This is a genomic window from Corynebacterium sp. HMSC27B11 (assembly GCF_001815985.1).
Lineage (GTDB): Bacteria > Actinomycetota > Actinomycetes > Mycobacteriales > Mycobacteriaceae > Corynebacterium.
This window is the reverse complement of record NZ_KV823583.1, coordinates 1-25,176: the sequence shown is the minus strand read 5'-3', so window position 1 is coordinate 25,176 and position 25,176 is coordinate 1. Positions and strand designations below refer to the sequence as shown.

General features: G+C 66.2%; 21 protein-coding genes. 4 read left to right on the top strand and 17 right to left on the bottom strand.

The window, feature by feature from the left end; genetic code table 11:
* Positions 1–77: 77 nt before the first annotated feature.
* From smc to HMPREF3097_RS09075, 13 genes are all read right to left on the bottom strand, one after another.
* Entirely contained in the window at positions 78–3,566 is a 3,489-nt protein-coding gene (gene smc, locus HMPREF3097_RS09135; protein WP_070761982.1) for a chromosome segregation protein SMC, read from the bottom strand.
* Between the two features lie 51 nt (positions 3,567–3,617).
* Positions 3,618–3,914, bottom strand: coding sequence for an acylphosphatase (locus HMPREF3097_RS09130; RefSeq protein ID WP_015381516.1), 297 nt, complete (start codon positions 3,912–3,914; stop codon positions 3,618–3,620).
* A gap of 51 nt (positions 3,915–3,965) precedes the next feature.
* On the bottom strand, positions 3,966–5,471 hold the full coding sequence (locus HMPREF3097_RS09125) for an alanine/glycine:cation symporter family protein (protein WP_070758836.1): 1,506 nt from the start codon (positions 5,469–5,471) through the stop codon (positions 3,966–3,968).
* A gap of 69 nt (positions 5,472–5,540) precedes the next feature.
* On the bottom strand, positions 5,541–6,413 hold the full coding sequence (mutM, locus tag HMPREF3097_RS09120) for a bifunctional DNA-formamidopyrimidine glycosylase/DNA-(apurinic or apyrimidinic site) lyase (protein ID WP_070761981.1): 873 nt from the start codon (positions 6,411–6,413) through the stop codon (positions 5,541–5,543).
* Positions 6,406–7,143 carry a ribonuclease III gene (gene rnc / locus HMPREF3097_RS09115; protein ID WP_070761980.1) on the bottom strand — a complete coding sequence of 246 codons (738 nt, stop codon included), beginning with the start codon at positions 7,141–7,143 and terminating at the stop codon, positions 6,406–6,408. Before rnc ends, mutM begins: the two co-directional genes overlap by 8 nt.
* Positions 7,127–7,702: a YceD family protein gene (locus HMPREF3097_RS09110; RefSeq protein ID WP_070761979.1), complete on the bottom strand. Its 576-nt coding sequence runs from the start codon at positions 7,700–7,702 to the stop codon at positions 7,127–7,129. The genes rnc and HMPREF3097_RS09110 overlap by 17 nt, the downstream gene beginning before the upstream one ends.
* A gap of 84 nt (positions 7,703–7,786) precedes the next feature.
* Positions 7,787–8,521 (bottom strand): ATP synthase F0 subunit B, encoded by a 735-nt coding sequence (locus HMPREF3097_RS09105; protein WP_070758832.1) that lies wholly within the window; start codon positions 8,519–8,521, stop codon positions 7,787–7,789.
* A gap of 102 nt (positions 8,522–8,623) precedes the next feature.
* Positions 8,624–9,118, bottom strand: coding sequence for a pantetheine-phosphate adenylyltransferase (coaD, locus tag HMPREF3097_RS09100; RefSeq protein WP_070758831.1), 495 nt, complete (start codon positions 9,116–9,118; stop codon positions 8,624–8,626).
* Between the two features lie 70 nt (positions 9,119–9,188).
* Complete coding sequence (locus tag HMPREF3097_RS09095; RefSeq protein WP_070761978.1) at positions 9,189–9,752, bottom strand: RsmD family RNA methyltransferase; 564 nt, start codon at positions 9,750–9,752, stop codon at positions 9,189–9,191.
* Between the two features lie 72 nt (positions 9,753–9,824).
* Positions 9,825–12,038 carry an ATP-dependent DNA helicase RecG gene (locus HMPREF3097_RS09090; protein ID WP_070761977.1) on the bottom strand — a complete coding sequence of 738 codons (2,214 nt, stop codon included), beginning with the start codon at positions 12,036–12,038 and terminating at the stop codon, positions 9,825–9,827.
* Positions 12,039–13,613 carry a DAK2 domain-containing protein gene (locus HMPREF3097_RS09085; RefSeq protein ID WP_246821356.1) on the bottom strand — a complete coding sequence of 525 codons (1,575 nt, stop codon included), beginning with the start codon at positions 13,611–13,613 and terminating at the stop codon, positions 12,039–12,041.
* A gap of 10 nt (positions 13,614–13,623) precedes the next feature.
* A complete protein-coding gene (locus tag HMPREF3097_RS09080) occupies positions 13,624–14,259 on the bottom strand; it encodes a uracil-DNA glycosylase (RefSeq protein WP_070761975.1) in 636 nt (211 codons plus the stop codon).
* 31 nt (positions 14,260–14,290) lie between these two features.
* A complete protein-coding gene (locus HMPREF3097_RS09075; RefSeq protein ID WP_070761974.1) occupies positions 14,291–15,268 on the bottom strand; it encodes a thiamine-phosphate kinase in 978 nt (325 codons plus the stop codon).
* 29 nt (positions 15,269–15,297) lie between these two features.
* Here HMPREF3097_RS09075 and HMPREF3097_RS09070 point away from each other — a divergent pair, with 29 nt between their 5' ends.
* A complete protein-coding gene (locus HMPREF3097_RS09070; RefSeq protein WP_070761973.1) occupies positions 15,298–16,425 on the top strand; it encodes a DUF3515 domain-containing protein in 1,128 nt (375 codons plus the stop codon).
* Positions 16,426–16,531: 106 nt separating this feature from the next.
* Here the strand turns inward: HMPREF3097_RS09070 and HMPREF3097_RS09065 are convergent, their stop codons facing one another.
* Positions 16,532–17,623, bottom strand: coding sequence for a D-alanine--D-alanine ligase family protein (locus HMPREF3097_RS09065; protein ID WP_070761972.1), 1,092 nt, complete (start codon positions 17,621–17,623; stop codon positions 16,532–16,534).
* Positions 17,624–17,701: 78 nt separating this feature from the next.
* The gene (locus tag HMPREF3097_RS09060) at positions 17,702–18,700 is read right to left on the bottom strand and encodes an NAD(P)H-dependent glycerol-3-phosphate dehydrogenase (RefSeq protein ID WP_070761971.1); all 999 of its coding nucleotides are present in this window, start codon (positions 18,698–18,700) and stop codon (positions 17,702–17,704) included.
* Positions 18,701–18,826: 126 nt separating this feature from the next.
* On the opposite strand from HMPREF3097_RS09060, the gene HMPREF3097_RS09055 reads away from it, so the two are divergent.
* Positions 18,827–19,837 (top strand): NUDIX hydrolase, encoded by a 1,011-nt coding sequence (locus HMPREF3097_RS09055; RefSeq protein ID WP_070761970.1) that lies wholly within the window; start codon positions 18,827–18,829, stop codon positions 19,835–19,837.
* A gap of 122 nt (positions 19,838–19,959) precedes the next feature.
* Here HMPREF3097_RS09055 and leuD read toward each other — a convergent pair whose 3' ends face one another.
* Together leuD and leuC are read right to left on the bottom strand one after the other, a co-directional pair.
* Positions 19,960–20,565 (bottom strand): 3-isopropylmalate dehydratase small subunit, encoded by a 606-nt coding sequence (gene leuD, locus HMPREF3097_RS09050; protein ID WP_070761969.1) that lies wholly within the window; start codon positions 20,563–20,565, stop codon positions 19,960–19,962.
* A gap of 53 nt (positions 20,566–20,618) precedes the next feature.
* A complete protein-coding gene (gene leuC / locus HMPREF3097_RS09045) occupies positions 20,619–22,070 on the bottom strand; it encodes a 3-isopropylmalate dehydratase large subunit (protein ID WP_070761968.1) in 1,452 nt (483 codons plus the stop codon).
* 90 nt (positions 22,071–22,160) lie between these two features.
* Here leuC and HMPREF3097_RS09040 point away from each other — a divergent pair, with 90 nt between their 5' ends.
* Both HMPREF3097_RS09040 and HMPREF3097_RS09035 read left to right on the top strand, forming a co-directional pair.
* Positions 22,161–22,964: an IclR family transcriptional regulator gene (locus tag HMPREF3097_RS09040; protein ID WP_210398579.1), complete on the top strand. Its 804-nt coding sequence runs from the start codon at positions 22,161–22,163 to the stop codon at positions 22,962–22,964.
* Between the two features lie 58 nt (positions 22,965–23,022).
* The gene (locus tag HMPREF3097_RS09035; protein WP_083317988.1) at positions 23,023–25,023 is read left to right on the top strand and encodes an OPT family oligopeptide transporter; all 2,001 of its coding nucleotides are present in this window, start codon (positions 23,023–23,025) and stop codon (positions 25,021–25,023) included.
* The last annotated feature ends 153 nt before the right edge of the window (positions 25,024–25,176 follow it).

The following is a 25,176-nucleotide window of genomic DNA, read 5'->3' as shown; positions in this document are numbered from 1 at the left end:
CCGCCAATCCTAGCCTTTGGCCCCGCGGCGATTCCGCGCGCCCCGGCCCGCTCCCCCTGTGTGCGGGCTGGCCTGGGCTAACCGGCTTCCAATGGCTTCATGCGCTGCGAAATAACGCGCGTCACGCCGTCCCCGCGCATGGTCACGCCATAAAGGACATTGGCCACATCCATCGTCGGTTTCTGGTGCGTGATCACGATCAGCTGGGAGTCCTTCCGCAGCTCCTCGAACAGCGCGATCAGGCGACGCAGATTGACGTCGTCCAAAGCGGCCTCGACCTCGTCCATGACGTAGAAGGGGCTAGGTCGCGCACGGAAGATGGCGACGAGTAGGGCCAGCGCGGTCAGCGACTTCTCACCGCCGGAGAGCAAGCTCAGCCGCTTGACCTTCTTGCCCGGCGGGCGGGCCTCCACCTCGATGCCGGTGGTGAGCATGTCCTCCGGGTCGGTCAGCACCAGTCGGCCGGACCCGCCCGGGAAGAGGGTCTCGAAGACCCTGGGGAACTGCTCCTCCACGTCGTGCCAGGCGTCCACGAAGAGGGTGAGGATGGTGTTGTCCACATCCTTGATGACCCCGTTGAGGTCCTCGCGGGCGCGCTGGACGTCGTCGAGCTGGCTGGCAAGGAAGGAATAGCGCTCCTCCAGCGCCTTGTATTCCTCCAGAGCCAAGGGGTTGACCTTGCCGAGGGAGTTGAGATCCTTCTCCGCCTGTTTGAGCTCCTTACGCGCTGTGGCCTGGTCGAAATCCTCCGGAAGCTCGACGGCCAGCAGCTGCTCGGGAGTCATGGTGAGCTGCTCCATCGCGGATTCCGCGGCCTGCTCGAGCTTGAGCTGTGCCTGGTTGCGTTTCAGCTCCGCCTCGTGCGCCCGCTGGGTGACCGCCCCGAGCTGGCTGTTGTACTTATTGACCTCAGCCTTTTGCTGGCGCATCCGTTCCTGCCATTGGCGGTGCGCCTGCTCGGTCAGGGTGCGAGACTCCTGTGCTCGGTGGAGCGCGTCGGCGATGCGCTGGCCGACCCGTTCGGCTTGTTCCTGCACGATGAGCGCGGCCTGGCGCTTGGCTTCACGGCGGGCCCTCGCGATTTCGTGCTGCTTGCGGGAGGCCTCCTCCTGGCGAGCCTGGCGCCGCAGGTTTTCCGCCTTGCCGCGGGTGGCGGCGGCGCGCTCCTCCGCCGTGCGCAGCTGCAGACGCGCATCCATCTCCATGGCCTTGGCCTGTGTGAGTTCCTGGGCCGTGCGGTCACGCTGCGCGGTGGAGGGTTCCTCCTGCTCCTCAGGCTCCTGCACGCGCGAGAGGCGATCCCGCACCTCGGCGAGCTCCTCATCAGCCTGCCGCGCCCGCTCCTCGGCCTGGTTGCGTTGGACGGTAGCGCGCTCCAGGCTGCGGCGCGCCGATTCCTCCGCGTTCTCCGCCGCCTTGAAGCGGTGCTGGGCCGCCTGGACGCGTGCCCGTTGTTCCTGGACGGCGGCCTTGGCGCTGCTGGCAGCGGCGCGACGCTCCGCGGTGGTTTCCAGTGCGGCGTCGAGGCTCGCTTTCAGGTCGGCGAGCTGTTCCTTCTTCTCGGCGACGTCCGCGGTGGCCTGGTCAATCTTCGCAGCAAGCTCCACCGCTGGGGTGGCTCCCCCGCGGCCGGCCGCGAACCAACCGGGACCGAAGAGGCTGCCGGCTTTGGTCACTGCCCGCAGCCTGGTGTCGGCGACCACGACGCGGCGAGCCTCAGCGGCGTCTGCCACGGCGACCACGTCGACGAGCATCGCGTTCAGCGCGGCGGCGACCTTATGGCTGGGTTCGATGACGTCGAGCAGCCACTGCCCCGCGGGCAGGGAAGCATCGAGGCGCCAGCCGGCCGTCTCCTTGGTTTCGGAGCCGGATTCGATGACGAGGGCGCGGCCTTCATCGCTGCCCTCGAGTGCGCTGAGTACGGCGTCGTCTGATGCTGTCACGACCCCGGTGGGCGCGATCGCGCCTAGGACGGCAGCCACTGCGGCGGACCAGTCGCCGGTGATCGTGATGTTCTCCGCCAGGGTGCTCACCGCATGCCCCTGCTCCTCGGCGGCGGAGGTCGCACGGGCAGCACCGTCGGTGGGGCGAAGCCGCTCCTGCCAGCCGGTGATGGTGGCCTCCAGGCCAGCGATCTCGCGCTCCAGCGCGCGTTCCTGGTTGCGTAGCTCCTCTGCGCGCTGCTCGACGGTCTGCACCTCACGGGCGAGCTGCTCTGCGGTTGCGCGGAGTTCCTCGCCCCCGCCTTCGATATCCGCCAGCGCGTCGGCGGCTTCCGCAAGTTCCTCGCTGAGGTTTTCTAGCTCCTCGGTGTGCTCGCCCACGGCCTCCTCGCTGCGCTCCACCTCGGCTTGTGCGTTAGCCAACCGCTCGCTGGCTGCTTCCTGGCGGGAGAGCAGCCGCACCACGCCCTCACGCCGGTCCGCGATGGCCCGGACCTGGGCGAGGTGCTCGTTTTCTGCCTGCCGGGCGGCGTCCTGAGCCTCGGCGACGGTCTCCCTGATGCCCTCGAGTTTCTCCTGGGCAATCTCGACGGCCTCGTCGAGCTCCTCCTGTTCGGCATCTGCCCGCTCGGCGCGCTCCAACAGATGAGCGGGGTCGGGTCCCAGCCAGGCGGTCTCTTCGCTGGCCTGAGCGCGGTCAGCCGCGATGCGTAGGGAGGCGGAGTTCTTCTCCGCGACCGCCGAAAGCCGGTACCAGAGGGTGCGGGCAGACTCCGCGTCCTCCAGCGCGGTCCGCAGCTCTTCCTCCACCTCTGCGAGTTCACCGGAGTGCTCCTCAAGCTGTTCGGTGAGGTATTCGCGCTCCTCGATGAGTCGCTCGGCCTCGGCGTTGGCCTCGTGGAGGTTCTCCGACAGAGTGCGGACGTGGTGGGCCGCCAGGACGGTGCGACGGTCCCGGATGGTGGCCTGCACGGTGGAAGCACGCTGCGCGGCGTCGGCCTGCCGGGCCAGCGGCCCCAGCTGGCGGTGCAGTTCATCGGTGAGGTCCTGGAGGCGATCCAGGTTGGCCTGCATGCCGACCAGCTTGCGCTGCGCCTTCTCCTTGCGTCGGCGGTGCTTCAGCACGCCCGCGGCTTCCTCGATGAAGGCGCGGCGCTCCTCGGGCTTGGACTCTAAGATTTGGGAGAGCCTCCCCTGACCGACGATGACGTGCATCTCGCGGCCGATACCCGAGTCGCTGAGCAGCTCCTGAATATCCATGAGCCGGGCTTTGGCCCCGTTGATCTCGTATTCGCTGGCCCCGTCGCGGAACATGCGGCGGGTGACCGCGACCTCGGAGTACTCGATCGGCAGCTTGCCGTCGGAGTTGTCGATGACGAGGGTGACCTCCGCGCGCCCCAGCGGTTTGCGGTCACCGGCACCGGCGAAGATGACGTCCTCCATCTTGCCGCCGCGCAGGGTCTTCGCCCCCTGCTCCCCCATCACCCATGCCAGGGCATCGACGACATTGGACTTACCCGAGCCGTTGGGGCCGACGACCGCGCAGATTCCCGGCTCGAGTTTCAGGGTCGTCGAAGACGCAAAGGACTTGAATCCTTTGAGGGTCAACGACTTGAGGTGCATGCGGTTATCTTATCGTTGCGTGCGGACAAGCTCTAAGCACAGGCTCGCGCGTTAGCGGCGCTCGAAGCCGACCGCACCCTTGGGTTCGCCCCACAGCTCGACGACCGTGGTGACCTGACCCGGGCGCTGCGGGTTCGTCAACGCGCCGGGTTGGAGCCGGTCGAGCAATTCTTCGGCCAGGTGTCGTGCCCCCTCCGCGACAACGAGCACCCGCCCGTCCGGGTAGTTGGTAGCCGAGCCTGCCAGCCCCAGGGCCTTGGCCTGGCCGGCGACCCACCAGCGAAAGCCGACGCCCTGGACGTGGCCGTGGCACCAGGCGGTGAGGCGGACCTGTGGTTGCTCAGTCACTTCCGTTTCTCCTTAGCTCGCCGTAATCCGGGCGCAGTCTTCTCGTCGCTTTTAGGTGAACTCGCGCAGGGAGCGGCGCTGGAGCCAACCGCGGCGGGTCGCCGAGTCGGAACCGTCCCAGACCTCGACGTTCTTCGCCTCAGGCAGCATATCCCGGTGGAAGACCGGGTCCAGACCCTGCTTGCGCTGATCGTTGAAGTTCTTCAGCAGCTTGAAGACGATGCCGCCCAGCGGGACGATCGCGATGATGTTGATGATCGCCATGGTGCCAGCCATCGTGTCGCCCAGCGCCCACACCAGCGGCAGGGAGCCGAAGGCTCCGAAGAAGACGAAAGCGATCACGCCGAGGCGGAAGATCGTCATAACCTTCTTCGATTCGGACAGGTACTCGATATTGGCCTGGGCCAGGTAGACATTGCCGATGACCGAGGAGAAGGCCAGGAAGAAGAGGATGAAGGTAATGAAGTGCGCACCCCACGCGCCAACCGAGTCGGCGAGCGCGGCCTGAGTCAGGGACACGCCCTGAATGTCGTCGCGGCCGTAGGCCACGGCAGGACCCAGCAGCACCACAAAAGCCGTGATGGTACAGACAACGAGGGTATCGAAATACACACCGAGGGTCTGGACGAGACCCTGCTTAACCGGGTGGGAGACGGTCGCGGTCGCGGCGGCGTTCGGCGCGGAGCCCTGGCCTGCCTCGTTGGAGAACAGTCCGCGACGCATGCCGATGCCGAAGGCCATGCCGATGCCCGCGCCCGCGACCTGCTTAATACCGAGGGCGTGGCCGACGATGAGCCCGATCATGCCGGGCACCTCGCCGAGGTTCATGAGCACGACGATGAGGCCCACGATGATGTAGGCCACGGCCATCAGGGGCACGACGATCTGCGTCACGCTGGCGATGCGGGTGACACCACCGAAGATGACGAGCGCGGTCAGGGAGGCGACGACGACCGCGACGATCAGCTTGAGGGTCATGGACTCGCTATTGAAGGACACACCCACCGCGTCGACGATGGAATTCGTCTGAATCGCGTTGTAGACGAAGCCGTAGGTGAAGGACAGCGCTACGGCGAAGATGACGGCGAGCGGCTTCCAGCCTAGGCCGCGGGTCATGTAGAAGGCCGGGCCACCGTGATAATGGCCGTCGGCGTCGCGGGACTTCCACAGCTGAGCCAGGGTGGATTCCACGAAGGCGGTGGCGCCACCGACGATGGCGATCATCCACATCCAGAAGACCGCGCCCGGCCCACCGATGGAGATCGCCAGCGCCACGCCGGCGATGTTGCCGGTCCCCACACGGGAGGCGGCGGAAATCGTGAAGGCCTTGAAGGCCGAGATGCCGACGCGCTCGCCATCCTTGATCTCGTTGCCCTGCTCGTCGCGAGCGACCGGCGGCTTCTCCGCGACGGCTTTCAACATCGCGGGCAGCAGGCGGACCTGGACGAAAAGGGTACGCAAGCCGAAGTAGATGCCCGCGCCGATCAACAGCCACGGGATGATGTTCCAGATGACACCGTTGATCGAGCCATCAACGAGCTCAGTGAGTTTTTCCATAGGGGCATTGTAGAGCTCCGCCACCAATTCTTGGAATAGCCTGCCCGCTACCCAGCCCCGTTCTGAACGCTAGCTGGGCTGACACTGCGGGCAGAAGTGCGAGGAGCGGTTCGTCCACTGCACCCGAACGATCGGTTCCCCGCAGCGGGGGCACGGCTTCCCAGTCCTGCCGTAGGCGTTGAGCGAGCGGGAAAAATAACCGCTCGCGCCGTTGACGTTGACGTAGAGCGAGTCGAAGCTGGTCCCGCCCTGGGCGAGCGCCCGGCGCATCACCGCCTCGGCTTGTTCCAATACAGCCACGGCATCGCGCTGGCGCATACCCCGGGTACGTCGGCCGGGAGCAACGCCTGCTGCCCACAGCGCCTCGTCGGCGTAAATGTTTCCGATGCCGGAGACCAGCGTTTGGTCCAGGAGTGCGCGCTTCACGTCGGTCTTCTTCGCCCGGAGGCGCCGCGCCACGACCACCGGGTCAAAGACCGCCTCGAAGGGGTCAGGGGCGATGTGCGCGACCGGAACCGGCACCCCCGTAAAGCCCCCGTGCGGGTCTGTCACGACGGGTGTGACCTGCCACTGGCCAAAGGTGCGCTGGTCCACGAAACTCAGCACCAGCTCCTTGACCCCCACGTCGACGCGCGCGCGAATCCGGACATGCGTATGAGGCACGGCAGCCTGATCGGCAGCTTCGTGGATCAGCATCTGCCCGCTCATCCCGAGGTGGACGAACAGCGCGTGGCCACTATCCAGCACGAGCCACATGTACTTGCCCCGGCGCTCGAAGGACTGGATGCGGGCGCCGTCCAGAAGCGAGACGAGTTCCGCTGCCCCGCCGGGCTGGGCGCGAACGGCGCGGGGGTGACGGACGTCGACGTCGTGAATAACACCACCGCGGAGGTGCTCTTCCAACCCGCGGCGGACGACCTCCACCTCAGGCAGCTCAGGCACGGTTGCCGAGTTCCTCCACCATGGCGCGAGCCGCCTGGTGCTCCGCTTCCTTCTTCGTACGCCCCTGGCCGCGAGTGCGCTCCTTGCCGTCCAGCAGGAGCGTGGCGAAGAAGACCTTGTCGTGCTCCGGCCCGGAGGAGGTGACCTCGTATTCCGGCATCGGCAGATCGTGTTCGCGCAGACGCTCCTGCACGGTGGTCTTCCAGTCCATGGTGAGCCCCACGGTCGGGGCCTTGTCGATCATGGACTTAAACAGCCGCAACACGGTCGCCTTCGCAACAGCGAAGCCATGCTCCAGGTAGATCGCGCCGAGAATTGCCTCGACGGTGTCCGCGAGGATCGAGTCCTTATCCTGCCCGTCGGTCTTCATCTCGCCGCGGCCGAGCAGGATATATTCCCCCAGCCCGAGGCTGCGGGCCAGGCCAGCGAGCGCATACATATTCACCACACCCGCGCGCATCTTGGAGATATCGGACTCACTACGCTGCGGGAACTGTGTGTACAGCTGCTCGGCGACCGAGAGCCCGAGCACCGCGTCGCCGAGGAACTCGAGGCGCTCGTTATTCGGCACATTGTCGTTCTCGTGCGCGAAGGAACGGTGTGTGAGCGCCAGCCGCAACATCTCATCGGAAAGGTCAATCCCCCATGCCTGAAGCAGCGGGGCGTGGTCGTGCTTGGAGTATGCGGCGCGAAGTGCTGCCTCGCCGGTGAGCCTACGCTTGCGAGCCATCGTCACCCCCGGCCAGGCGGGACTTAATGGCGGACAGGCCGGCCCAGCGCGGGTCGACCTTCTCCTCTTCCGCCTCTTCCTCGGAGATGCCGTCCGGCTCTGGGACGTTGGTCTCGCACTCGAGGCCGTAATCAGCGCAGACGGGGTTGAACGGGGCGTTGAGCCCGGCCTCGTTGAGCACCGTCTGCGTCAGGTCGATGCGATCGTCCTCGACCAGAGGCGGCAGCTCGTCGCCCTCCTCGTCGGAGTCCTCGTCCTCGGTGGTGATGAAGTCCGCCGAGGTGCCGAAGACCTGGTCGACCTTGATGCTGAGGTCCGTTGTGAAGTGGCGGAGGCAGCGGCCACATTCGACGCTGGCCTGGCCACTAACAGTCCCCTGGGCCATGATGGCCTCGCCCAGGTTGGTGAGGATCAAGTCGATATCAACGCTGGTGCCGGGGGCGATTCCGAACATTTCCCCGCCGAGGTTGTGCGGGGTTTCACCGGTGGTGTGAACGTGCTCCGGGCCACCTTGCTGGCCGAGAATGTCCTGAACATCGAGGATGAAGGGGTTGCTCATACCCCTTTTGTACCCGCTTTAGCCTCCCCGCCGCCATTTGGGACGACGCCCTGTTCGCTTCGTCCCGCGCGTTGAGCCCGAGGTTTAGCCCTCGTAGCTGTGGTCCCCGTAGTTGGAGTCGCTGCGCAGTCCGGAGACGCCAGCCCCCTTGCGCAGTGCGGCGCGGTCGCGGCCCACGCTGCGCAGGGTTGCCGAGAGGGATTCCTCGAACTCCGCGAGGGTGGAATCCACGTAGCGGTCGCACTCGTTGCGCAGGCGGTCGGAGTCCGCGTGGGCGGATTGCACGATGCGCTGGGACTCCGCCTCGGCGTTGCGGACAACCTCGGATTCGGAGACAAGGCGCTGCTGCTCGGCGATGCCCTCGTCCACGGAGCGCTGGTAGGAATCGTTGCCGGCCTTGATGAGGCGGTCGGATTCCGCGGCGGCGCGGGAGGTGACGTGGTCGTATTCGTTGCGGGCCTCGGTAACCAGGCGGTCAGCTTCGTCCTCAGCCTGGGCGACCGTGGTGGTGGCACGCTCTTCGGCGTCGCGCACCATCGCCTCCGCGCGGGCGTGTGCCTCCTCAAGAATCCGGTCGCGCTCGGCTTCAGCGTCGGCGACCATGCCGTCGGCGCGATCCTCAGCGTCGTGGAGGATCTTGTCGCGGTGGTCGAGGACGTCCTGGGCGTCGTCCATCTCGATGGGAATGGCGTTACGCATCTCGTCGAGGATGTCGAGCACCTCGCGGCGCGGCACCATGCAATTGGATGTCATGGGCACGCTATAAGCCTGCTCCACCATGTGCTGGAGATCGTCCATGCCTTGGAAGGTTTTGTACATGCTCACCACTATTCCATGTTCCAGGGCATCACTCGCGGAGAAACACACCGGTCACAGGAATTAACAATTTTTTCTTTCGCTGGAGTCGGTGGTCACGGAGCTTTAGGACTCGGCGAACTTCGCCTTCACTGCCTCAGCCACGGGCTCCGGCAGCAGCCCAGAGACATCCCCGCCGTACTTCGCGACTTCCTTACACAGGGTGGAGGACACGTAACCGTACTCCGGGCTCGTGAGCAGGAAGTAGGTATCCGCCCCCGAGAGTCGCTGGTTCATCTGAGCCATCGGCAGCTCATACTCGTAGTCCAGGGAGCTGCGCAGCCCCTTAACGAGTGCGGAGATGTTGTTCTCGGTGAGGTAGTCCACCAGCAGGCGGTCCCACGTGTCGATCCGAATGTTCTTCGGACGCCGCTCCTCCGGCAGGTCCGCGATGGCTGCCTCGATGAGTGCCACCCGCTCCTGCTCATTGAACAGCCCGTTCTTGTTGGGGTTATAGGTCACCAACACGATGACCTCATCCCACTGGGCCGCAGCGCGCGTGAAGATGTCGAGGTGACCGTTCGTCACCGGGTCAAAAGATCCTGGGCAGACTACTCGCATGGTGTCTTAGTGTAGCGCTGGCCGCCCCGCCGGGCACCCGCCGCTCCCCTCCCCTTTTATGCAAATTGCTTCAGCCCCGCCAGATCGCCATATCGAAGCGCGCGATGCCAAAGGTGCGCTTCTTCACCTTCTGACCCGTCGGCTCGAATCCTTCAGGCCATGCGGTCTCCGGGCTCTTGCTGTTTCTTTCGACGACGACGACGGCGTCCTGCGCCAGCGCCGGGATCAGGGCTGCCAGCATGTCCGCCACCGCGTCGTCGGCCAGTTCATAGGGTGGGTCGGCAAGCACCATCGTGTAGTGCTGCTTCGGCGCGGTCGCCAGGAAGGTCATGGCTTTGGCGTGAACCACGTGGGTGTTCGGATGCCCCACCGTCGCGATATTCCGTTTGATGGTGCTTGCCGCCCCGTCGAGCGCCTCGACGAGCGTGACATCCGCCGCGCCCCGGGAGGCGGCCTCGAGCCCCAACGCCCCGGAGCCGGCATAAAGGTCGAGGACAACCTCCCCGGCTAGCCCGAAGCGGGCCTCCAGGGAGGAGAACAACCCTTCGCGGGCCCGGTCGGAGGTCGGCCGGGTGACCTGCTTGGGGATCTTGATGCTGCGGCCTCCCGCCTGCCCGGCGATGATGCGGCTCATTAGTCCTTGGCTCTCCTTGTTCCTCTACACACCTGGCGCCTACCCAATGACCGCGCTGTATGGCCCTGTGGGCTAGCCGCGCTGGATATACGCCTGGTCTTCCAACTCAATGTCCGCGACGAGCCTCCGGGCTAGTTCTTCCTGCTTAGCCACCAATTCCCGGGCGTAATCCTTAGCCCGCATGATGATCTCACCATCGCTTGCGAGGTTCAGCAGGCTCGCTCGGCGGGAACCGGCCCCGGACTGGTCATCGCCGAGGATATCTCCCTCGGTTCGCTGCTCGAGGTCCAGCTCGGCCAGCGCGAAGCCGTCGGTCGTCGCCGCAACCGCCTCAAGTCTGTCATAGCTGGCAGACCCCGGCAGTGTGGTGGTGTGCAACATGCACCAGCCATCGGCCGAGCCTCGGCCGATGCGGCCACGCAGCTGGTGCAGCTGGGAAACACCAAAGTTTTCGGCATCGATGATCACCATCACCGTCGCGTTCGGGACGTCCACCCCGACCTCGATGACCGTGGTGGCAACCAGCACATCCGTGCGTCCCTCAGCGAAATCCGCCATCGCGGCGGCCTTCTCTTCGGGAGCCATCTTGCCGTGCAGTACATCCACCGTGCAGTGCGCCAACGGGCCCGACGCCAGCTTCTCCGCCCAGGCCAGAACCCCGTCCTCGCCCTCGATGCGCGGCACCACGACGAAAGCCTGGTGACCGGCGGCGACGTCCTCGGAAATTCGCTGCCACATGCGGTCCACCCACGCGCGGCGACCGGCCTGGACGACGGCGGTGCGCACCTCACCGCGTCCACTCGGCAGCCCAGGCAGGACGATGGGTTCGAGATCACCGAACATCGTCATCGCGACGCTGCGGGGGATCGGTGTGGCCGTCATGACCAGCATGTGCGGGGTCTTGCCTGTCGCGGCCTTGTTCTTCAGATAATCGCGCTGCCGCACGCCGAAGCGGTGCTGCTCGTCGACGACCACGAGCCCCAGGTTGAAGAACTCCACCGAATCCTGGATCAGCGCGTGCGTGCCGACCACGATGTGTGCCTGGCCGCTGACGATGTCCAGCAGGGCTCGGCGGCGTACCTCAGAGTTCTGGCTGCCGGTGAGAACCGTGATGGTAATCGGGAGCCCCTCGACCAGGCGTGTCAAGGTCTGCGCGTGCTGCACCGCCAGCACCTCCGTCGGGGCAATGAAGGCGCACTGCAAGCCAGCATCCGCGGCCGCCACCATCGCGAGTGCTGCGATCAGGGTCTTACCGCTACCGACGTCGCCTTGGAGCATGAGGTTCGCCGGCACCGTGGAATCGAGCGCTTCGGCGACCCGGTCCCACGCGGTCGTCTGCCCCTCGCTCAGCCGATAGGGCAGGCTGTGGATGAAGGAGGCCAGCAGCTCGGAGTGCAGCGCATCCACCCGCGGTGAGGTGCGCCGCGTGGAGTCCGCCGCCCGCAGCGCCATGATGAGCTGTAGCTCCAGGGCCTCATTAAACTTCAAACGTTCGATCGCAGCACCCGGCCCCTCCTCCGGTGGCTGGTGAATGCCTCGTAGGGCCGCATCGAAACGAATCAGCGGCGCACCGTCAGCTCCGGTCGGCCACGCAGGCACCGATTCGGCGCCGTCCACGCTCGTCCCCGCCGCGGTGGGATCCGGCAGCATCTCCGGGATCGTCTCACCCCCTGGCGTCGGCGCGAGCGGGCCGCGAAGGATCTGGTCCACCACGCCGATCAGTTCCGCGGTCGAAGTACCCCGCTTGCGCGGATAACCAGGTAGGTAAGGCATGCGCAGCAGCTCCTCGGCCGCCTCCTGGCTGCCCGCGATCGTGACGATGGTCTTCAGCGAGCCATAAGCCCCAAAGCGCGCGCTGGGGCCCGGGTCGATCGTCACATAACTGGGATTCTTCAGCTGCCACTGGTTGCGAAACGTATCCAGCTTGCCGTGCAGCAGCAGGATCGCGCCGGGCTGGATCACCCCCAGGTGCATCTTCGGGTTACCGAAGAGCGCGGACTCCATCTGCACGCTGCCGTCGGTGAAGCGGAAGCGGATGAAGGTTCGCGGCCCGCGGCCCGAAAAGTTCTCTTTCTGCTCGACCCCCAGGATCTGAGCCACGCAGGTGTACATTTCGCCTGGCACGAGCATGTCCAGCTGGTCAGACGTCCCCAGCCTGGCGTAGCGGGTCGGGAAGGTCAGCAACACATCCTGAAGGGTCTTCAGCCCCGGCTTATCCGCCAGGTTCTTCGCCCGGTCGGGGGTGGTCGCCGTGGTGAGCGGGCGGGTGTCCTGCCAACCGAGCATCTACTCGACACCCACCTGCACCGCAGCACCCAAGCCCCGAGCGCGATGCTCGTGGAATTCCACGCTGGGGTGCTGCTCGCGAGCGCGCTGCACGAAGGCCTCCACGGCCGTAGCCACAGCGGGTTCGGAGGTGATGAAGGTGACGAGTTCCCCACCATCAGCCAACAGGTCAGCCACGGCCTGCGGCAGCTGCTCAGGCGGGCCCTGCCACCAACGCTGGGACACACTGGCGTCCAGCATGTCCGCCGTGTTGTCCTCCCAATCGTTCGTCGGATCGAACACCGCAAGCGCTGCCAGGCCCCCAACCAGGGAGTCGGTGTCGATGATGTTGAGCTGACGGCCACTGCCCTCCCGCTGGGCTACCTCCAGGATGGCCGCGGGGTCCGCCCCGTTGGTGAGCACAGCGATATCACCGGCGGGCAGCTGCTCCAGTGCGGCCCGGGTCTGCTCCTCGCTGGCTGCTGGGTCAAGGCTGACGGCCCCCACGGCCGCGAAGATATCTTGCCCAACATCCTCACCGGAATCGCCTACCGCATCTTTCGCGCCCTCGTTGTGACCGGAAACCAGCGCGATGATGGGACGGGAGGCCCGGCGCGTCGCGGCTGCAGGCGTGCCCGGTTGGTTGGGCAGCACTTCAATCCGCAACTCGGTCACCTGTCCCAGGCCGAAGGCCTGTTCGAGCAGCGGGCCGGCCTGAAGCGTGTGGACGTGTACCTTCGCCTGTCCCTCGGACACGGGGGCGATAACGATTGAATCGCCATGCGTGGCGAGTACCTCGCGCAGCGGGTCGACGTCGCCGTGGAAGAAGAAGAGCAACTCCAGCTCGGCGGGGACACCGTGAGATTCGGTGTGGCTACCGGATGCGCTATCAACTCTTGGACCCTCGTGCCCCGCTGCGCCGGAGTCCTTCAGCGTTGTCCCTGCGGGCCCACCGCTCAGGACGTCTTTGAGTGCCTCGAGTATGAGGATGAATCCTGCTCCGCCGGCATCGTAGACCCCAGCCTCGGCGAGGGCCTCGAGCTGGTTGGGGGTATCGAAGAGTGCCTCGCGGGCAGCGTCGAGCGACGCGTCGACGATCTCGCTCATCCCCTGGCCCGCCTCATGGGCGGTGCTCGCACCTGTGGCGGCCTGGCGCAGGACAGTGAGAATCGTGCCTTCCACGGGGGCGGCGATGGTGGACTCGGCAAATCCCACGGCGTCCTGGAGCATCCGAACCAGCGCGGCCGCGTCGATCGGCCCCTGGGCGGAGGCATCCGCGAGGGCACGGAAGACCTGGCTCAGCACCATTCCGGAGTTCCCTCGCGCACCCTTGACCGCGCCGGTGGCCAATAGCGCGGTGATGGCCGGGAGGTTCGCGTCGGTGGCGTCCTCCGGTTCCGGCAGCGTGCCCTCGCTGACCGCCGACTGGAGTTCCTCGCAGGCGGCGCGGACGGTGTGGGCCATGTTCGACCCGGTGTCGGAGTCCGCGATGGGGAACACGTTGATGCGGTTGATTTCCGCCTGAGATTCCTCGAGCAGTGTTGCTGCCCGGCGCACCCAATGGGTGACGGCGAGCGCGGAAATCGTTTCGGACATGCCTGCCAGCTTAACGGTCGAGGCGCCAATCCACGGGATCGGCACCCTGGGCCCGCAGGATTTCATTGGCCCGACTGAAGGGCCGGGAGCCGAAGAACCCGCGGTAGGCAGACAGCGGCGATGGGTGCGGGGACATGATGCAGCGCTCAGCCCCGATGATGCCCGCCAGCTGCTGGGCCTGTTTGCCCCAGAGGATCGCGCAGAAGTGCTCGTTGGTTGCGACCTGGCGGACCGCGGCCTCCGTAATGGCCTCCCATCCCAAGCCCCGGTGGCTATTCGCCTGTCCCGCGAGCACCGTGAGCACCCGGTTGAGCAGCAGCACCCCCTCGTCCAGCCAGGGGCTTAGGTCCGCGGTGGTGGGCCGGGGCAGGCCCAGGTCCTCGCTGTATTCCGTGAAGATGTTCTGCAGGGACTTCGGGATCTGCTCACCTTCGGAGGAGAACGCGAGCCCCACCGCGTGCCCAGGGGTGGGATATGGGTCCTGCCCCACGATGAGGCACTTCACCTCAGCCGGGTCGACTTCGAAGGCCCGCAGGATGTATTCCTCCGGCGGGAGGACCTGTTGGCCCGGCGCGTGGGCGGCCTGCGCTTTGTGCAGAGTTTCCTCCAGCCCGGGTAGCTGCCAATTGGGGTGCACGTAGATCATGGTGGGCCTCCTAGCCGGTGTCGTGTGGGGCTTAGAGCGAGGACCAGCCCGCGGTGTAGACCGGGGTGGCGCGATCGATGGTGACCTTCGGTCCCGAACCGGTTTGCGAGCCCGTGCTCCCGATGCGCCGGAAGCCGGTGGGGATGCGGGCTGCGGTGGTGGCCAAAAGGCTGTGGTCCTCCCCGCCGCCCAAGACCCACTTCCACGGGTCCGCCTGCAAGACGTCTGCCGCGTGCTGGAGCATCTCGTCGGGGGCGATGCTGGCCTTTTCGACGTCGATGGTGACCCCGGAGGACGTCGCGATGTGGTTGAGGTCGGAGATCAGCCCGTCGGAGTTATCAGTCATGCTGGCCACACCGGCTGCCCGGGCGACGGTCCCCTGCCCCGCCACCAGGGTGGGTGCGCAGTGCCAGCTGGCCAGTTCCTGCAGGATTTCATCGTCCGGGATCGCTGCCCGGCTGCCGTAGTGGCGCAGCACGTCCAGCCCCGCCGCGGAGTGCCCGAGCTTGCCGTGCACGATGACCTGCTGCCCCGGCGCGGCGCGGTTGACCCGCAGGGCGGGCGCGGGGCCGGTGAGCTCGCCGAGCGCGGTGATGGAGATGAGGAGTTCTTTGCCCTGCACGATGTCGCCACCCACCAGTTCGGCGGCCCAGGGTTCGGCGGCGGCCTCAATCCCCTCGGCGAGTTCGCTGACCCAGCTCAGCGGGGTCTCACCCGGGATCGCCAACCCAAGCAGGGCCGCGGTGGGCCGGGCTCCCATGGCCTGGATGTCGGCGAAGTTTTGGGTGATGGCTTTCACACCGACTTCGTAGGCCGTGGAGTATTCGGGCCGGAAGTGGCGCCCGAGGACGAGGATGTCGGTGCAGCTGACGTGGCGCGAATTCGGTGCTGTGGGCCGCAGGATCGCCGCGTCGTCCCCGTTGAGTTCGCTCGGGGCCGCACGACGGATCGCCTGGATGGTGGCCGCCTCCCCCACCTCGCGCACCGTAGGCCCGGTGTATCGGGACATCCGCCCGCCTCCTTATAAGATGTGTGCCTATGAGCACACAGCGTAATCCACAGGGTGCTTCCCCGGCTGCCTCGCAGGGCCCGACTACGGGGACTGATGCCCAGGGCCGTGGAGCAGGGGCTCCCCGTTCACTCGTCACGATCAGTCTGATCCTAGCTCTCGTCTTCACCGTCGCGGTGTTGGGGGGAGCCAAGATTCTTTCGGATCGGCAGAAGTATTCGGACGTCTCGGTCGGCGCCGTCGATGCGCCGGATGCGAAGGCCGCGGAGTGCTCCCAGCTGGTGGAGAAGGCCCCGGAGAAGGCCGGTAAGTTCCGGAAGGTGGGCATTCTGGATCCGGTTCCAGACGGCACCGTCGCTTACCGGGACACCAACGGCACCCAGCTGACCGTCCGTTGCGGTGTCACGATGCCGGACCAGTACACCGTCATCAGCCCGGTCTCCGCGGCTGAGGGGGCGAGCTGGTTCATCGCCCAGGACGCCACCCCGGGCTCCACCCTGGCCACCTGGTACTCCGTGTCTGGCGAGCCGACCGTTGCGGTGACGTCCGAGGCGGACGGCGGCCTCATCAAAGACGCGGTGGCGGAGATCTCCCCCGTTCTCGGCGAGGTCGCATCCTCTCAATCCCCCGTGACCCCGGCTGCCCTGCCGCTGGCCGACGAGCCGGTAGCCAAGGACCGCAACGAGCAGACCTGCCGTTCCTTCGACGAGGCCCTGCCTGCGGAGATCGCCGGCTTCCGCCGCCTGAGCAGCCAGGAGCTGGGCGAGCTGATGGAGAACAACGCCAAGGCCGTGGCCGGCGAGGACGCACTGCGAGACCCGAAGCTCTCGGGCCTCATCGAGCAGGCCAAACGCGCCGCGGCGGATTCTCTGGTCGTCTACCAGCCCGAGAAGGAAGGCAACGAGCCGGTCGTTGTCCGCTGTGGCGTTGCCTTCCCGGAGTCCTATGAGCGCGGCGAGCGCCTCTCCCAGATCGACGACGTTCCGTGGTTCGACGCCCCTGCTCTCGCTCAGGGTTCGACGATCGGTCACTGGTACGCGATCGGCCACGAGGAGGTCGTCGCCGTCGCGATGCCGCAGTTCAGCAGCGGCGATGTGCTGCCCACGGTGACGAAGGCGATTACCGAGAGCATGTCGAAGCGCGCCGAGCGCTCCTAGTACCTCCCGGCGCGTGATGAACGTCCCGGGCTATTCCGGGGCAGCCCCCGCACACGACAACGCCCGCCACGATGACCGTGGCGGGCGTTTCCCGTTGTCTTAGGGACTATGAGTGGCGACGCGCCCCGGCGACCAGGGTGGTCAGCAGGTCGGCGTAGCTCAGACCATCGGCCAGGAACATCTGCGGGTACATGCTGATTGGGGTGAAGCCAGGCATGGTGTTGATCTCATTGAGGATCGGGCCAGCATCGGTGACGAAGAAGTCCACGCGGGCCAGGCCGGTGCAGCCCAGCGCCCGGTAGGTCTCGATCGCGAGCTGCTGCACCCGGCGCGTCGTGGCCTCGTCGAGCGGTGCCGGAATGGTGGCGCTGACGGTGTCGTCGAGGTACTTGGCGTCGAAGCCATAAAAGCCCTCCTCGCCGGCATCGGTGCCCTGCAGCATGGCTGGGGAGGATGCGACCAGGGTGCCGTCCTCGCGCTCCAGCACGCCGCACTCAACCTCGGGGCCGGTAATCATGGCCTCGATGATGACCTTCGGGTCATGGGAGGCGGCCTCCTCGATGGCGGCGGGCAGGTCCTGCCAGCTGTCCACCTTCGAGATGCCGATGGAGGAGCCACCCCGGGCGGGCTTGACGAAGACCGGGAGGCCGAGCAGCTGGCGCTCCTCGTCCGTCAGCTCGGTGCGGCCCTGCAGAACGACCTCGGGTCCGGTCGGGATGTTGGCCTCCCGGGCGATCTTCTTGGTGAACTCCTTGTCCATGCCCGCGGCAGACGCCAGCACGCCGTTGCCGACGTAGCGGGCGCCCAGCAGGTCGAAGAGACCCTGGATGGTGCCGTCCTCGCCGTTAGCGCCGTGCAGGACGGGGAAGATGACGTCCGCGGTGGCGAAGACCTCCCCGGCGCGGTCACCGGAGACGAAGCGGAATTCGGTGGCCTCACCGGCGGCACCCAGCATGGGTTGGATGCGCTCGCCCTGATCGGCGACGGTGGGCAGCTCGCGACCGTCGGCTCGCAGCTGTGCGGTATCCGTGGTCCCCGGCACCCACGCTCCCCCGCTGGTGATGCCGACGGGGACGACCGTGAACCGCTCAGGGTCCAGGTTGTCGATGATCGCGCCCGCGGAGATACAGGACACGGAGTGCTCGGTCGATTGGCCACCGTAAACGACGGCGACGGTGAGTTTTTCAGCTGCAGTCACAGCGCTAACCCTACCCGCTTGGGGCAGCGAATCGCGGTAGCCCACCGCGGGGACGGCGCGCCCCTGGCACTCGGGCCGTCACTCGGGCTTGCGGGTGCGCCCCAGCAGCTGGTTGATGATCTGCTCCGGGGTCGCGCCCTCGTAGCAGACCTGCACCACCGCATCCGTGATGGGCATTTCCACCCCGGCCTTGCGCGCCAGCGCCTGGACGGAGCGGCAGCTGACCACGCCCTCGGCGACCTGCCCCTTGGTGGCCTCAGCAGCTGCCTCTAGACCTGCGCCCTCGCCAAGGCGCTGGCCGAAGCTGCGGTTGCGGGATAGTGGCGAGGTACACGTGGCGACCAGGTCGCCCATTCCCGCGAGCCCGGCCATGGTGCGCGCGTCCGCGCCGAGCTGGAGGGCCAGCCTGGTGGTCTCGGCAAGCCCGCGGGTGATGACGGTGGCATTGGTGTTTGCCCCGAAGCCACAGCCTGCGGCGATACCCGCGGCCAACGCGATGACGTTCTTGGAGGTACCAGCGACCTCGGCCCCCAGGACGTCCTGGCTGGTGTAGGGCCGGAAATACGGCGCGGCGACGGCGGACTGGACGAAGCGGGCGCGGTCGTCGTCCTCGCAGGCGATGAGGGTGGCGGCGGGTTGCCCCTGGGCGACTTCCTTGGCGAGGTTCGGACCGGTGAGCACGGCGACCCAGTCGCTGGCGACCCCGGCGACGTCCGCGATGACCTGGCTCATCCGCATCCCGGTCTCGTACTCGATGCCCTTGGCCAGGCTGATGATCGTGGCATTCGGCTCAATGTGTTCCCGCCAGCTGCTCAGGTTGCTGCGCAGCGTCTGGGAGGGGACGCCGAGCACCACGATCTCCGCACCGTGAAGTGCCGTGGCGGGGTCCGTCGTCGCTGAAAGTCCTTCGGGAAGGTCCACGTCCCCGAGATAGGCGCTATTGCGGTGATTCTCGTTGACGTCGGCGGCGACCTCATCGCGGCGAGCCCACAGGGTGACGGGGTTGCCGGAGTCGGCGAAAACCTTCGCCACGGTCGTCCCCCACGAACCAGCCCCCATCACTGCTACCTGCACCATCGTGCGAACACCGCCTAAAATTTATGTGCCGAATGCCTACGTATCTGGTCCTGTATGGCCTCGTATAGGATCACTGTTGTTAAGTCAGCTTCCCAATTCTAGTCCCCCGACGGGAGGATTTTCCTCGTGATCACGAACAACGGCGACGGCGACCTATCCACATCCCTGGCCAAGTCCATCAACGGGCGCGGCCACGTGGCGCGCATCGGCTCCCACCCCACCGAAGAGTTCGAGCGCCCGACGTTCGCCGCAGGCGCGGTGCTGTGGCGGCACAACGAGCAGGGTGAGCTGGAGATCGCGGTGGAGCACCGCCCCCGCTACGACGACTGGACGCTGCCGAAAGGCAAGGTCGACCCCGGCGAGAACCTCGCGGGCACCGCGTTCCGTGAGATCCTGGAGGAGACCGGCTACCGCGTGGAACTCGGCTGGTTGCTGGGCTACGTCCACTACCCGGTCCGCAAGCGCACGAAGGTGGTTTATTACTGGACTGCGGAGGCCGTGGACGGCTACTTCGAGGGCAACGATGATGTGGACGACGAGGTCGACGAGCTGCGTTGGTTGTCGCCGAAGAAGGCGCGCAAATCGCTAACTTACCCGCTCGATCAGCAGGTTTTGGATGCTGCTTTGGAGCTGCTGGCCCTGGGGGCAAACCGTCGGGTTCTGCTGACTCGCCATGCCCGCGCGCTGCCACGGCGGACGTGGAGCGGTGATGATGACAAGCGCATTCTGGACAAGCGTGGCCGTCGCCAGTCCGAGATGCTCGTCTCCCAGCTGGGGGCCTATGGGCCGTCGGCGGTGTTCTCGGCTCGCCCGGATCGCTGCTTCGACACGGTCTCCCCGCTCTCCCAGGCTTTCGACCTTCCGCTGACGGTGTCCTCGACCTTCTCCGACGATCAGGTCGTGGCGGACGTCCCGGCGGCTGTTGCTGCGCTGAAGGCGACGGTTGAGCAGCGCAAGGTCGCCGCCGTGTCCTCCCAGGGTGCGGCGATCCCGGCGATGCTGGAGCACCTCTTTTCCGAGAGCGGTATTGAGGTCGAGGACGTGCGCGTGAAGAAGGGCAGCGTGTGGGTGCTGCACTTCAAGGATGATCAACTGCTGGGTGCGGACTACCTAGCTAGCGCGTTGCCGGTGAAGTAATCCGGCTGGCCGGGCGGTAGGCGCCCATTGCCGGTGACCTGCCGCCCTATAGCGGCGAGACCCCGCCCCTCGATCGGCTCTGTGGCCGACTGGGGCGGGGTCTTTTCAGCCGTTCCGGCCGTTTAGTCCGCGGTGCGGGCTGGCAGCGTCTTCGGTTTGAAGCTCGGGCGCTGCGACTCGAACTCGGCGATCTGCTCTTCCTTGCGCAGGGTCAGGCCGATGTCATCCAGCCCTTCCATCAGGCGCCAGCGGGTGTAGTCATCCACCTCGATGTTGAAGGTGTGGCTGCCCAGGGTCGCGGTGCGATCCTCAAGGTTCACGGTCATCTCGATGCCGGGGTTCTGCTCGATGAGCTTCCACATCAGCTCGATATCGGACTGCTCGACGATAGCGGCCAGCAGCCCGGCCTTGCTGGAGTTGCCCTTGAAAATATCCGCGAAGCGGGAGGAGAGGACAACGCGGAAACCGTAGTCCAGCAGCGCCCAGACGGCGTGCTCACGGGAGGAGCCGGTGCCGAAGTCCGGTCCCGCGACCAGCACGGAAGCGTTCTTAAACGCATCCTGGTTGAGGACGAAGTCCGGGCTCTGGCGCCAGCCAGCGAACAGGCCGTCCTCGAAGCCGGTGCGGGTCACGCGCTTCAGGTACACGGCGGGGATGATCTGGTCGGTGTCGACGTTGGAGCGCATCAGGGGCGCTGCGACACCGGTGTGGGTGTGGAACTTTTCCATGGTGTGGCTTCCTTCGTGGGTTCCGTGGGTGAACTTGTGGGTGACGTGTTCGCTTAGAGGTCGGCGGGGCTTGCGAAGGTGCCCTGCACGGCGGTTGCCGCTGCGACCTGCGGGGAGACCAGGTGGGTGCGCCCACCCTTGCCCTGGCGGCCCTCGAAGTTGCGGTTGGAAGTCGAGGCGGAGCGCTGGCCGGGGGTCAGCTGGTCCGGGTTCATGCCCAGGCACATGGAGCAGCCTGCGGTGCGCCACTCAGCGCCCGCGGCGAGGAAGATCTTGTCCAGGCCCTCCTCCTCTGCCTGCTGCTTGACTCGCGTGGACGACGGGACGACGAGCATCTGGACGCTGTCCGCAACCTTCCGGCCGTCCAGAACCTCCGCGGCGGCGCGCAGGTCCTCGATGCGGGCGTTGGTGCAGGAACCCAGGAAGACCACGTCCACCGGGATGTCCCGCAGCGGGGTTCCCGGGGTCAGATCCATGTACTCCAGGGCGCTCTCGGCGGCGGCGCGGTCGGTGTCGTTGGTGAAGTCCTCCGGCGCGGGCACGGTCGCGCCCAGCGGCAGGCCCTGGCCCGGGTTGGTTCCCCAGGTGATGAACGGGGTGAGGCTGGAGCCGTCGATGTGGACGACCGTGTCGAACTCCGCTCCCTCATCGGTGCGGAGGGACTTCCAGTACTCGACGGCGTCCTCCCAGTCCTGGCCCTGCGGGGCGTGCGGGCGGCCCTCGAGGTAGTCGAAGGTGGTCTGGTCGGGAGCAACCATGCCGGCCCGGGCGCCGGCCTCGATGGACATGTTGCAGATGGTCATGCGGGCTTCCATCGACAGCTTCTCGATGGCCTCACCACGGTATTCAATGATGTGGCCCTGGCCGCCACCGGTGCCGATCTTCGCGATGATGGCGAGGATCAGGTCCTTGGCGGAGACACCCGGCTGCAGCTCTCCGCTGACCTCGATGGCCATGGTCTTGAAGGGCTTCAGCGGCAGAGTCTGGGTGGCCAGCACGTGCTCGACCTCGGAGGTGCCGATGCCCATGGCGATGGAGCCGAAGGCACCGTGGGTGGAGGTGTGGGAGTCACCGCACACCACCGTCATGCCCGGCTGAGTCAGGCCGAGCTGTGGGCCGACGGTGTGGACGATGCCCTGGTCGATGTCCCCCATGGAGTGCAGGCGGATGCCGAACTCTTCGGCGTTCTTGCGCAGGGTCGAGACCTGCAGGCGGGAGGTCTGGTCCTCGATATCCAGCAGGTTTCCACCGACGACGCCGGTCGTGGGGACGTTGTGGTCCTCGGTTGCGATGGTCAGGTCAGGACGACGGACGGGACGACCGGCCTGGCGCAGCCCGTCGAAGGCCTGCGGCGAGGTAACCTCGTGGACGAGGTGGAGGTCGATGTACAGCAGGTCCGGGTCGCCGTCCGATCCACTGGCGACGAGGTGGTCGCGCCAGACCTTCTCGGCGAGCGTCAGCGGCTTTTCTGTTGCGCCGCGGGTGGTATTAGTTGTGGTGTTCACTACGCTCTCCTCATTTCCAGAATCTTGCGAACCTCGGGAGTCACCCGAAAGTTCGCCAGTTCCACTTGATGGAATGTATAGTATCAAATCATGGGATATACATCTGAGCGAAATACCAACTCGGCACCGCAGCCACCCCACTTGGGGGTCGACCCTGGGGACGCGCACCCTGCTGGCGCCGAGAAGCCAGACATCCCGGCGATCAGCGGCATCCAGGTTCTCGACCGCGCGGTCTACATCCTCTCCATCATCGCAGCCCGTCCGCACAACCTCTCGGAAGTCTGCGACGAAACCGGCCTGCCACGGGCAACCGCCCACCGGATCTCCGTGGCACTGGAGAAACACCGGCTGATTGAGCGCCAGGCCGACGGTCAGTGGACAGCCGGGCCCGCGCTCGCCGAGCTCGCCCCGCGCACCAGCCCGCGCCTGGAGGAAGCGGCCGAGCACCTACTCCCGAAGCTCGTGGAGCAGACCAAGGAATCCGTCCAGGTCTACCAGCTCTCCGGCTTCGAGCGACTCTGTGTGGCCAACGCGGAACCTGCCACGGGCCTTCGCGACACCGTTCCTCGCAACACCCGGATGACCCTCAACGCCGGCTCCGCGGCCCGCATCTTGGTCGCCTGGGCCCCCGTCTCACTGCAGCAGGCGGTGCTGCCCACCGCCGCGTACAGCGCCGCGGAGCTGGAGCGCGTGCGTCAAACCCAGATCTCCGAATCCGTCGCAGAACGCGACGCCAGCCTGGCTTCCGCCTCCGTCCCAATCTTCGACTCGACCGGCACGATGGTAGCTGCGCTATCCGTCTCCGGGCCCGTCGCCCGCATGGGTGACTCCCCTGCTGAGAAGTTCGGGGACGCGCTGCGGCAAACGGCAAAGGAAATCGAGATTCACCTCTAGGGCTTTTGGGGTCTACGATCATTTCAGAACATGAAGTTTTGACTAGAAAGTTCGCCCCATGTCCAGCTCACCAGGCACCGGCAGTGCTGCTGTCAGCACCGGTTCTGCAGCACCCCGCCGCTCCCCCGTCCGAGAGTTCACCTTCCGTGCGGTGCTCCTCGGCGGCATCATCACGCTCGTCTTCACGGCGGCCAACGTCTACCTCGGGCTGCGCGTTGGCCTGACGTTCGCCACCTCGATCCCCGCAGCCGTGATCTCCATGGCCATTCTGCGCAATTTCCAGGATCACACGATCCAGGAAAACAACATCGTGCAGACCATCGCCTCGGCGGCAGGCACACTTTCGGCCATCATCTTCGTCCTCCCCGGCCTGATCATGGTCGGCTGGTGGCAGGGCTTCCCCTACTGGACCACCGCCTCCGTAGTTGCTATCGGCGGCATCCTTGGCGTGACCTTCTCCATTCCGCTACGCAGGGCGCTCGTCACAGGCTCAGACCTCCCTTTCCCCGAGGGCGTGGCAGCCGCCGAGGTGCTCAAGGTCGGCGACACCCAAAACCAGGACTCCGCTGAGGAAAACAAGACCGGGCTGCGTCTGATCATCCTCGGCTCCATCGCGTCTGCGGTGATGTCCATCCTCAGCGCCATGAAGCTCGCAGCCTCCTCGGTGTCTTCCTACTTCCGCCTCGGCCCTGGCGCCACGATGATGGGTGGCTCGCTCTCGCTGGCACTCATCGGCGTCGGTCACCTCGTCGGCATGTCCGTCGGTATCGCCATGATCGTTGGCTTGATCATCTCCTACGGGGTGCTCATGCCACTGCGCACGTCGGGCCTCATCCCCGCCGAGGGCGACATCTCCGAGATCGTCTCGGCCACCTTCTCTTCCGAAGTTCGCTTCATCGGCGCAGGCACCATGGCCATCGCTGCGGTATGGACCCTCCTGAAGATCATCGGCCCCATCATCCGTGGCATCAAGGAGGCTCTTGCCTCCTCTCGCGCACGCCACGATGGCCAGGCTGTGGACCTCACCGAAAGGGACATCCCGTTCCCCATCGTCGCCGGAGTCACGGTGGCGTCGATGCTGCCAGTGGGCCTGCTCCTGTGGCTCTTCGTGAAGGACACCACCATCACGCACCACATGACCGGCCTCATCGCCCTGTCGATTATCTACACCCTCCTGGTGGGACTCATCGTCGCGTCGATCTGCGGGTACATGGCCGGTCTCATCGGTTCCTCGAACTCCCCCATCTCGGGCGTCGGCATCATCGTCGTGCTGTCTGCTGCCTTGCTGATCAAGGTCGTCGTGGGCGGAGAGGCCGACTCCACCGCACTCGTCGCCTACACCCTGTTCACCGCGTCGGTTGTCTTCGGCATCGCGACGATTTCCAATGACAACCTCCAGGACCTCAAGACCGGCCAGTTGGTCGACGCCACCCCGTGGAAGCAGCAGGTGGCCCTCATCTTGGGTGTCATCTTCGGTTCTGCGATCATCCCGCCGATCATGGAGCTCATGCGCAAGGGCTTCGGCTTCGCTGGCGCTCCGGGCGCCGGCCCCGACGCTCTCGCAGCGCCTCAGGCTGCACTGCTGAGCTCCGTCGCCGAGGGCATCTTCGGAGACTCCTTGGATTGGGGGCTCATCGGCCTGGGCGCGGCCATCGGCGCCGTGGTGATCGTCATCAACGAGGTCCTGAGCAAGGCCTCCCGCTACTCCCTGCCACCTCTGGCGGTGGGCATGGGAATGTACCTTCCGGCCTCTCTCACGCTGATCATCCCCATCGGCGCTGCCCTGGGCTACGTCTACAACAAGTGGGCCGACAAGCAGGCTAATCCGCAGCGCAGCAAGCGCATGGGCGTCCTCATGGCCACCGGCCTGATCGTCGGCGAATCTCTCTTCGGAGTCATCAACGCTGGCATCATTGCGGCGACCTCCAACGGCGACGCCTTGGCCGTGGTCGGCGAGAGCTTCGCCGGACCGGCGCAGTGGATCGGCATCATCGCCTTCGTCGGGCTCACTGCTCTGGTCTACTCCCGCCTCAAGAAGGTTGACAAGACACAGGCTTAAAGTCCCCCCCCTTACTCCGTTCCGCCCCGCTGCACAGCAGCGGGGCGGAATCTTTAGCGCCAGTGTGATCAACGGCTAACGGGGGCTGAGCCTAGGAAACGCGAAACCTCGGGTTAAACGACAAAATGTGTGTCCGGATTCGTCGATTTGTTT